The 9,193-nt window shown below is 71.8% G+C and carries 8 protein-coding genes; all 8 read left to right on the top strand.

Annotated elements, in window-relative coordinates; genetic code table 11:
• The first annotated feature begins 252 nt into the window (after window positions 1–252).
• The 8 genes from GTW40_RS02140 (at window position 253) to GTW40_RS02105 (ending at window position 9,122) form a co-directional block, all read left to right on the top strand.
• Window positions 253–1,014: a YcnI family protein gene (locus GTW40_RS02140; RefSeq protein WP_161178435.1), complete on the top strand. Its 762-nt coding sequence runs from the start codon at window positions 253–255 to the stop codon at window positions 1,012–1,014.
• 83 nt (window positions 1,015–1,097) lie between these two features.
• Window positions 1,098–1,793 carry an SCO family protein gene (locus tag GTW40_RS02135; protein ID WP_161178434.1) on the top strand — a complete coding sequence of 232 codons (696 nt, stop codon included), beginning with the start codon at window positions 1,098–1,100 and terminating at the stop codon, window positions 1,791–1,793.
• Window positions 1,790–2,248 carry a copper chaperone PCu(A)C gene (locus GTW40_RS02130; protein WP_161178433.1) on the top strand — a complete coding sequence of 153 codons (459 nt, stop codon included), beginning with the start codon at window positions 1,790–1,792 and terminating at the stop codon, window positions 2,246–2,248. Before GTW40_RS02135 ends, GTW40_RS02130 begins: the two co-directional genes overlap by 4 nt.
• Window positions 2,249–2,260: 12 nt before the next feature.
• Complete coding sequence (locus tag GTW40_RS02125; RefSeq protein ID WP_161178432.1) at window positions 2,261–4,246, top strand: copper resistance protein CopC; 1,986 nt, start codon at window positions 2,261–2,263, stop codon at window positions 4,244–4,246.
• A gap of 8 nt (window positions 4,247–4,254) precedes the next feature.
• Entirely contained in the window at window positions 4,255–5,535 is a 1,281-nt protein-coding gene (gene efeB / locus GTW40_RS02120; protein ID WP_161178431.1) for an iron uptake transporter deferrochelatase/peroxidase subunit, read from the top strand.
• Window positions 5,536–5,651: 116 nt separating this feature from the next.
• Window positions 5,652–6,584 carry a prephenate dehydratase gene (gene pheA / locus GTW40_RS02115; RefSeq protein ID WP_161178430.1) on the top strand — a complete coding sequence of 311 codons (933 nt, stop codon included), beginning with the start codon at window positions 5,652–5,654 and terminating at the stop codon, window positions 6,582–6,584.
• A 451-nt stretch (window positions 6,585–7,035) separates the two neighbouring features.
• Window positions 7,036–8,313, top strand: a complete 1,278-nt coding sequence (gene serS, locus GTW40_RS02110; protein ID WP_161178429.1) for a serine--tRNA ligase — start codon at window positions 7,036–7,038, stop codon at window positions 8,311–8,313.
• Window positions 8,310–9,122, top strand: coding sequence for a Cof-type HAD-IIB family hydrolase (locus GTW40_RS02105; protein WP_161178428.1), 813 nt, complete (start codon window positions 8,310–8,312; stop codon window positions 9,120–9,122). Before serS ends, GTW40_RS02105 begins: the two co-directional genes overlap by 4 nt.
• Window positions 9,123–9,193: the final 71 nt, after the last annotated feature.

Below are 9,193 nucleotides of genomic sequence, written 5' to 3'. Positions count from 1 at the left end.
CGAGCCGACCGCGACGAGCCGCCCACCCCCCGCACCACCGCGCTCCAGCACTCCGTGATCCGGCGCGGCCCGCCCGCCGCCGCGTTCCGCCTCGCCGCCTGACGCGACGCGACCACCGCTCCCCGGCAACCGGCCCACCGGCACCGGACGGAGAGGGGCCGCCGTCTCGCGGCGCGCGCGTGCGCACGTCGGACCGACCGCACGCGCACCCCTCTCCGTCATCGGATCTCGCTCAGAGTGGAGTGCTCTGCCATGCAGGTTTCCCGTACCACCACCCGGATCGCCGCCGCCGGCACCGTCGCCGCCACCGCCGTCCTCGCCCTGTCGGCCCCCGCCTTCGCGCACGTCAGCGTGCAGCCCGAGGGTGTCGCGGCCAAGGGCGGTTACGCGGTCGTCGACTTCAAGGTCCCCAACGAGCGCGACGACGCCTCGACCACCAAGCTCGAGGTGAACCTCCCCGCCGACCACCCCATCGCCTCGGTCATGCCGCAGCCGGTGCCGGGCTGGACCGTGAAGGTCACCAAGTCCAAGCTCGCCAAGCCGCTCACCATGCACGGCGAGAAGATCAGCGAGGCCGTCACCAAGGTCACCTGGACCGCCGACGGCAAGGGCATCGAGCCCGGCTACTTCCAGAAGTTCCCGCTCTCGCTCGGCGCGCTGCCCGAGGACACCGACCAGCTCGTCTTCAAGGCGCTGCAGACGTACTCCAACAAGGAGGTCGTCCGCTGGATCGAGGTGCAGCAGAAGGGCGCGGAGGAGCCGGAGAACCCGGCCCCGACGCTGGAGCTCGCCGCCGCCACCGACGACCACCACGGCACCCAGGCCGCCACCCCCGGCACGGCCGGTGCCGCGTCCGACGACAAGGGTGACGACAAGACCGAGCAGACGGCCGCCGCCACCGACAAGAGCGGCGGCTCCGACACCACCGCCCGTGTCCTCGGCATCGTCGGCATCGTCGTCGGCGCGGCCGGCGTCGCCTACGGCGTCCTCGCGGGCCGTCGCCGCACCGCCTGACCCACCCGTCCGCGCGCACCGGGGCCGCATGCCCCATGCGGCCCCGGTGCGCGCCGGATTCCTCATATCCGGGATGTTTTCCTATGCCTTCCACGCCTGACCCGCGCCCCTCGGTGTTCCTCCCCGCGCGCAAGAAGACCCTCGCCGCCGCCGCGCTGCTGGCCGTCGCCGCGTTCGGCCTGACCGCCTGCGGCTCCGGTGACGACGCCAAGTCGCCCATCTCGGTGATCTCCGAGGAGACCGACTCCGGCAAGGCCGCCACCGTCCTCGACCAGCCCTTCGAGAAGCCGGACCTGGTCCTCACCGACACCCACGGCAAGAAGTACGACCTGCGCGCCGAGACCAAGGGCCACCCGACCCTCGTCTACTTCGGCTACACCCACTGCCCCGACGTGTGCCCCACGACCATGAGCAACATCGCCGTCGCCCTGAAGGCGCTGCCCAAGGCCGAGCAGGACAAGCTCCGCGTCGTCTTCGTCACCACCGACCCCGGCCGCGACACCCCGGCCGAACTGGGCAAGTGGCTCAACGGGATCGACCCCCGCTTCGTCGGCCTCACCGGCGACTTCGCCACCATCCAGGCGGGCGCCCGTACCCTCGGCATCTCCGTGGAGCCGACCACCAAGGACAAGAACGGCAAGCCCGTCTCGGTGCACGGCACCCAGGTCATCGCCTTCTCCCCCAAGACCGACGGGGGTTACGTCCTCTACGGCGAGGACGCCACGGTCGACGACTACACCAAGGACCTGCCCCAGCTGGTCCGGGGAGCGAAGCCGTGAGGCGTTCCCTGCTGCCCGCCGCCCTCGCCGCGCTGGCCGGGGCGCTCGCCCTCACCGGCTGCGGCTCGGACTCCGGCGGGCGTCCCGAACTGTCCGCCGGTGCCGCCTACATGCCCCAGCCGGTCTCGGCCGACATGGCCGCCGGGTTCCTCACCGTCACCAACAAGGGCGGCGGGGCCGACGAACTGACCTCCGTCACCAGTGACATCGCCGACGAGGTCACCATGCACAGCACCAGCGGCGGCGCCATGACGGAGCAGACCTCCTTCGCCGTCCCGGCCCACGGCCGCCTGGTGTTCCGGAGCGGCGCCGACCACCTCATGTTCGAGGGCCTCAAGCGCAAGCCGCGCGAGGGCCAGCGGGTCACGGTGAAACTCGGCTTCGCCCACTCCAAGCCGCTCACCGTCGAGATGCCGGTGCGGTCCGCCACGTACATTCCGTCGACCGGCAACTAGGGAGGGACCACCTTGACGCGGACCATCACCCCTCGGCTGCGCCCCCTGGTGCTGCTGCTTCTCACGGTCGCCGCCGTGCTGTTCGCGGGCGCCGCGCCCGCCTCCGCGCACGCCGCGCTGACCGGCAGCGACCCCGCCCAGGGCGTGGTGGTCGACAAGGCGCCCACGCAGGTGTCGCTCACCTTCTCCGAGCAGGTCGCGATGGGCGACGACTCCGTGCGGGTCCTCGACCCCAAGGGCAAGCCCGTCCAGCGGGGCAAGCCCGACAACGTCAGCGGCACCACCTACGCGGTCCAGCTCAAGGACGGCCTGACCAAGGGCACCTACACGGTGACCTACCAGGTCGTCTCGGCCGACAGCCACCCCGTCGCCGGCGCCTATACCTTCTCCATCGGGGCGCCCTCCCAGACCGTCGTCTCCGGCACGGCCACGGTCGGCGGGGGCGTGGTCGGCACGCTGTACGCGGTCGGGCGGTACGCGTCCTACGCCGGGTACATCGTCCTGGTCGGCGGGGCCGCCTTCGTGCTGGCCTGCTGGCGGCGCGGCGCGGGCGTACGGGCGCTGCAGCGTCTGGTCGTCGGCGGCTGGGTGACACTCACCGGCGCCACGCTGTGGCTGCTGCTCCTGCGCGGCTCGTACACCACCTCGGGCAAGGTCGGGGACGTCTTCGACCTGGCCCTGCTCGGCCAGGTGCTCCAGACCAAGGCCGGTGCCGCGCTGGTCTCCCGGCTGCTGCTGCTCGCCGCCGCCGCGCTCTTCGTGGCGGTGCTCTTCGGGGCGTACGCCAAGGGGGACGAGGACGAGGAGAGCGCCACCGGTGAGGAGGACGCTGCTGCCGACGAGGCCGAGGAGAAGCGGGACCTCGGCTTCGGGCTCGCCCTCGGCGGCCTGCTCGTCGCGGCCGGGCTCGCGGCGAGCTGGGCCATGGCCGAGCACGCCTCCACCGGGCTCCAGCCGGGCATCGCCATACCGGTCGACATCGTCCATCTGCTGGCCGTCGCCGCCTGGCTCGGCGGGCTGACCGCCCTTCTGGTCGCCCTCTACCGGGCACCGGCGGACACCCCGGTCGAGCCGTCCGCCGTCCGCCGCTTCTCCCGGCTCGCCTTCGGCTCGGTGCTCGCCCTGGTCGCCACCGGCGTCTACCAGTCCTGGCGCCAGCTCGGCTCCTGGTCGGCCTTCACCGAGACCCGGTACGGACAGCTGCTGCTGGTGAAGATCGGCCTGGTGGCCGTCATGGTCGCCCTCGCGGGGATCTCCCGGCGGTGGACGGGACGGCTGACGGAACACCCGGCGTCGGAGGCCGAGGAGGAGCCCTCCGAGGCGGAGGACGAGGCTTCCGTGCCCGCCGCCGCCACCGCCGCCGTCCAGACCAAGGACTCCGCGGAAGGCACCGCCTCCACCGCCACGGGCGGCACCGAGCGCGCCGCCCAGCTCGCCCGGCAGCGCAGTGCCGTGGAGGACGCCCGGCGCAAGCGGCTGCGGGACGCCGACCCCAACCGATCCGGGCTGCGCCGCTCGGTGCTCACGGAGGCGGCCGTCGCCGTCGTCCTGCTCGCCGTCACCACCGCGCTCACCCAGACCGAGCCGGGCCGCACCGAGCAGGAGGCCAAGGCCGCGGGCGCGTCCGTCAGCAGTTCCTCGGGCTCCGACACCTCGGGCGCGCTGACCCTGGACATGGCCTTCGACACCGGCGGCACGAACGGCAAGGGCCTGGTCCGCATCGACCTCGACCCCGCGCGGGTCGGCGGCAACGAGATGCACGTCTACGTCCAGCGTCCCGACGGCCGCCCCTTCGACGTCCCCGAGGTGAAGGTCGCCCTCACTCAGGAGGCCCAGAAGATCGGCCCCCTCCCCGTGAAGACGGAACGCATCACGAACGGCCACTGGGCCGCCACCGGAGTGCAGATCCCCGTGGCCGGTGACTGGAAGGTCGCCGTGACCGTGCGCACCTCCGACATCGACCAGGCGACCGTCTCCAAGAACGCGCAGATCGGCTGAACCACACCATGCCCGACCCGTCCGTCCCCCCGACCCGCCAGGCCCCCGACACCTCGGCACCGGAGCAGTCCGGCACCCGGGGCGTCTCCCGGCGCACCCTGCTCGGCACCGCCGGGGCCACCGGCCTCGTCCTCGGCGCGGCGGGCGCCTCCGTCGGGTACGCCGCGGCGCCCGCCCCCGCCGCTCCGCTCACCTCCCTCGGTGCGGACCGAGCGATGTTCCACGTGAAACATCAGCCCGGAATCACCGAGGGGCTCCAGGCGTGCGGCCACCTCATCGCCTTCGATCTGGCGCCCGGCGCGGGCCGCAAGGAGGCGGCGGCCCTGCTGCGCCGCTGGTCGACGACCGCCGAGCGGCTGATGGCGGGCGAGCCCGCGCCGCACGACGACACCGATGTGGCCCGGGACTCCGGGCCCGCCTCGCTGACCGTCACCTTCGGCTTCGGGCACTCCTTCTTCGCCCGCACCGGCCTGGACAAGCAGCGGCCGGCCGCACTGGACCCACTGCCCGCCTTCTCCTCGGACCAGCTCGACAAGGCGCGCAGCGACGGCGATCTATGGGTGCAGATCGGCGCGAACGACTCCCTGGTCGCCTTCCACGCCCTGCGCGCCGTCCAGAAGGAGGCGGGCGGCGCGGCCCGTATCCGCTGGCAGATGAACGGCTTCAACCGCTCGCCCGGCGCCACCGCGCGCCCCATGACGGCCCGCAACCTCATGGGCCAGATCGACGGCACCCGCAATCCCAAGCCCGCCGAGCCCGACTTCGACGAGCGGATCTTCGTGCCCGCTGCGGGGGAGCCCGCCTGGATGGCGAACGGCTCGTACGCGGTCGTCCGCCGGATCCGGATGCTGCTCGACGACTGGGAGAAGCTGTCGATCAAGGCCCAGGAGGCGGTCATCGGGCGCCGCAAGTCCGACGGGGCCCCGCTGTCCGGGGGCGACGAGACGACGCCGATGGACCTGGAGAAGACCGACTCCCAGGGCGCGTACCTGGTGCCGGTCAACGCGCACGCCAGGATCACCCGGCCCGACCGCAACGGCGGCGCGGCCATGCTGCGGCGGCCCTTCTCCTTCCACGACGGCTTCGACGCGGACGGCACGCCCGACGCCGGTCTGCTGTTCATCTGCTGGCAGGCGGACCCGCTGCGCGGCTTCGTCCCGGTGCAGCGCAAGCTCGACCGGGGGGACGCGCTCTCCACCTATCTGCGGCACGAGTCGAGCGGCCTGTTCGCGGTGCCGGGCGGCGCGGCGAAGGGCGAGTACGTGGGGCAACGGCTGCTGGAGGGGTGAGCCCTCATAGGTGGTGCCCGGCGATATGGGCGGTACCCGGCGATCGAAACCACCCGTGCGAGTGGCCGCCGTGAGACGCCCGAGCCGGGTACCCGCGCGGCCATTAGGGTGAGGTCATGCCAGCGAGCTATGCGTATCTCGGTCCCGAAGGCACCTTCACCGAAGTCGCCCTGCGCACGCTTCCGGAGGCGGCCACCCGTGAGCTGATCCCCTATGTGTCGGTGCAGTCCGCGCTGGACGCGGTGCGCAACGGCGAGGCCGAGGCGGCCTTCGTGCCGATCGAGAACTCCGTCGAGGGCGGCATCACCACCACCCTGGACGAGCTGGTCGCCGGGGACCCGCTGATGATCTACCGCGAGGTGCTGCTGTCGATCACCTTCGCGCTGCTGGTCCGCCCCGGCACGAAGCTGGCCGACATCAAGACGGTCACCGCCCACCCGGCCGCCCAGCCGCAGGTCCGCAACTGGCTGCGGGCCCACCTCCCGGACGCCCTCTGGGAGTCCGCCGCCTCGAACGCGGACGGCGCCCGGCTGGTCCAGGAGGGCCGGTACGACGCGGCCTTCGCGGGCGGGTTCGCGGCGGCCCGGTACGGCCTGGTCCCGCTGGAGACGGGCATCCACGACGCGGAGAACGCGCAGACCAGGTTCGTGCTGGTCGGCCGCCCGGCCCGGCCCGCCGCGCCGACCGGCGCCGACAAGACCTCGGTGGTGCTCTGGCAGCGGGACGACCACCCTGGCGCCCTGCGCGACCTTCTGGGTGAGTTCGCAGGGCGCGGGATCAACCTGATGCTGCTCCAGTCGCGTCCGACCGGGGAAGGTATCGGGAATTACTGTTTCTGCATCGACGCCGAGGGGCACATCTCCGACCGGCGCATGGCCGAGGCGCTGATGGGCCTGAAGCGGATCTGTCTCCAGGTGCGTTTCCTCGGTTCCTATCCACGGGCGGACATCAGGCCCGGGGAAGCCAGGCCGACCCCGCCGGGCACGTCGGACCAGGAGTTCCTGGCGGCGTCCGACTGGGTGGCGGGCTGCCAGGACGGCCGGTTCTAGCCGCCTCCGCGTTGTCCACAGAAGTTATCCACAGGTCAGCTTCTCGACCTGGGGACAAGTCGACAACAACAGGCCCCACGGTCGACAAATCGCCCTAGCCGGTCCAAGGTGCGTCATCCTTATGTAGATCGGTTTTCGTCTACCCGTTTCCTTCGATTCACCTTTTGAGGTGACCTATCTACGCCCGAAAGTGGGTGTCATGCGTGTTTGGGCCGGTAATTCTTCGAACCCGCACCCAGTTCCGGAGTGATCAATTCCAAAATCCACAGCCCTTTCGCACAGCCTGTGGATAACTCCATCCCCGTTGTGGATTCCTGTGGACAACGGCATCCGCCAAGTACCGCCCGCCACAAGGGAGTCCGGGCAGCCCGGGGCACTCCGGACGATCTCCGCGCGGCGGAACCGGGAAGTGATTCCCGGCCCGTCCCCCCGCACCGGTAGCCTTGGCTCCGTGATTGACCTTCGCCTGCTTCGTGAGGACCCCGACCGTGTGCGCGCGTCCCAGCGCGCCCGTGGAGAGGATGTCGCGCTCGTCGACTCCCTCCTCTCTGCCGACGAGCGGCGCAGGTCCTCCGGCGTCCGCTTCGACGAGCTGCGCGCCGAGCAGAAGCAGCTCGGCAAGCTGATCCCCAAGGCCGCTCCCGAGGAGCGGGCCGAACTGCTCAAGCGCGCCGAGCAGCTGAAGGCGGACGTCAAGGCCGCCGACGCCGAGCGCGACGAGGCCGACGCCGAGACCCAGGAGCTGCTGCTCCGGCTCGGCAACCTCGTCCACCCCGGCGTGCCCGTCGGTGGCGAGGAGGACTTCGTCACGCTGGAGACGCACGGCACGATCCGCGACTTCGGCGCCGAGGGCTTCGCGCCCAAGGACCACCTGGAGCTCGGCCAGCTCCTCGGCGCGATCGACACCGAGCGCGGCGCCAAGGTCTCCGGCTCCCGCTTCTACTTCCTCACCGGCGTCGGCGCCCTCCTGGAGCTGGCCCTGGTGAACGCGGCCATGGCGCAGGCCACCGCCGCGGGCTTCACCCCGATGCTCACCCCCGCGCTGGTGCGCCCCCAGTCCATGGCGGGCACCGGCTTCCTCGGCCAGGCCGCGCAGGACGTGTACCACCTGGACAAGGACGACCTGTACCTGGTCGGCACCTCCGAGGTGGCGCTCGCCGCGTACCACATGGACGAGATCATCGACGCCGACAAGCTGCCGCTGCGGTACGCGGGCTTCTCCCCGTGCTTCCGCCGCGAGGCCGGCTCGCACGGCAAGGACACCCGGGGCATCTTCCGCGTCCACCAGTTCGACAAGGTCGAGATGTTCTCGTACGTCGACCCGGCGGACTCCGAGGCCGAGCACCAGCGCCTGCTGGAGTGGGAGAAGCAGTGGCTGACCTCGCTCGAGCTGCCGTTCCGCGTGATCGACGTGGCCACCGGTGACCTCGGCTCCTCCGCGGCCCGCAAGTTCGACTGCGAGGCGTGGATCCCGACCCAGGGCAAGTACCGCGAGTTGACCTCGACCTCGGACTGCACCGAGTTCCAGTCCCGCCGCCTGTCGATCCGGATGCGCGACGGCAAGCAGGTCAAGCCGCTGGCCACGCTCAACGGCACGCTGTGCGCCGTACCGCGCACCATCGTGGCGATCCTGGAGAACCACCAGCAGGCCGACGGCTCGGTCCGCGTCCCCGAGGTGCTGCGTCCGTACCTCGGCGGTCGTGAGGTGCTGGAGCCGACCGCCAAGTGAGTGACGGACTCCCCTACCGGCTGATCGCCACCGACCTCGACGGCACGCTGCTGCGCGACGACGGCACCATCTCGCCGCGCACCCGTGCGGCGCTCGTCGCCGCCACGGAGGCGGGCGCCGCGCACATCGTCGTCACCGGCCGTGCCGTCCCCTGGACCCGGCACATCCTGGAAGACCTCGGCTACGAGGGCCTGGCCGTCTGCGGCCAGGGCGCCCAGGTCTACGACGCGGGGCAGCACCGCCTGCTGACCTCGGTCACCCTGGACCGGAAGATCGCGGGCGTGGCGCTGGCGAAGATCGAGGCGGAGGTCGGTCCGCTGTACATCGCCGCGAGCCGGGACGGCCTGGACGGCGATGTGCTGGTCGGCCCCGGCTACGCGGTCACCGGCACCCTGCCGAGCACGCCGTTCACCGACGTGTCCGACCTGTGGGCCGCCCCGCTGAACAAGCTCTACATCCAGCACCCGCGGCTGAACAGCGACGAGCTGGCCGAGGCAGCGCAGGGCGCCGCGGGCGGCTTCGTCACCGTCGTCATGGCGGGCGAGGGCATCGTGGAGCTGCTGCCCCTCGGCCTGTCCAAGGCCACCGGCCTCTCCCTGGCGGCCCGCCGCCTCGGCCTGAAGGCCGCCGACACGATCGCCTTCGGCGACATGCCGAACGACATCCCCATGTTCGGCTGGGCCGCCCACGGCGTCGCCATGGGCAACGCCCACGAGGACCTGCGCGCGGTCGCCGACGAGGTGACGGCCTCCAACGACGAGGACGGCATCGCGGTCGTCCTGGAGCGGTTGCTCTCCGAGCGAGCCTGAACGCCTGATGGGCGGGACCAGAACGGTCCCGCCCGACAGGCATGCGGTCATGCGGTCATGCGGTCATGCGG

Source organism: Streptomyces sp. SID4985, assembly GCF_009863025.1.
Taxonomy (GTDB): domain Bacteria; phylum Actinomycetota; class Actinomycetes; order Streptomycetales; family Streptomycetaceae; genus Streptomyces.
The sequence above is the reverse complement of the archived record's forward strand: the minus strand, read 5'-3'. Positions and strand labels throughout refer to the sequence as shown.

Coding starts and splice junctions, on each gene's coding strand:
- GTW40_RS02135 (WP_161178434.1), top strand. CDS start 1,098: ATGCCTTCCACGCCTGACCCGCGCCCCTCGGTGTTCCTCCCCGCGCGC.
- efeB (WP_161178431.1), top strand. CDS start 4,255: ATGCCCGACCCGTCCGTCCCCCCGACCCGCCAGGCCCCCGACACCTCG.
- GTW40_RS02140 (WP_161178435.1), top strand. CDS start 253: ATGCAGGTTTCCCGTACCACCACCCGGATCGCCGCCGCCGGCACCGTC.
- pheA (WP_161178430.1), top strand. CDS start 5,652: ATGCCAGCGAGCTATGCGTATCTCGGTCCCGAAGGCACCTTCACCGAA.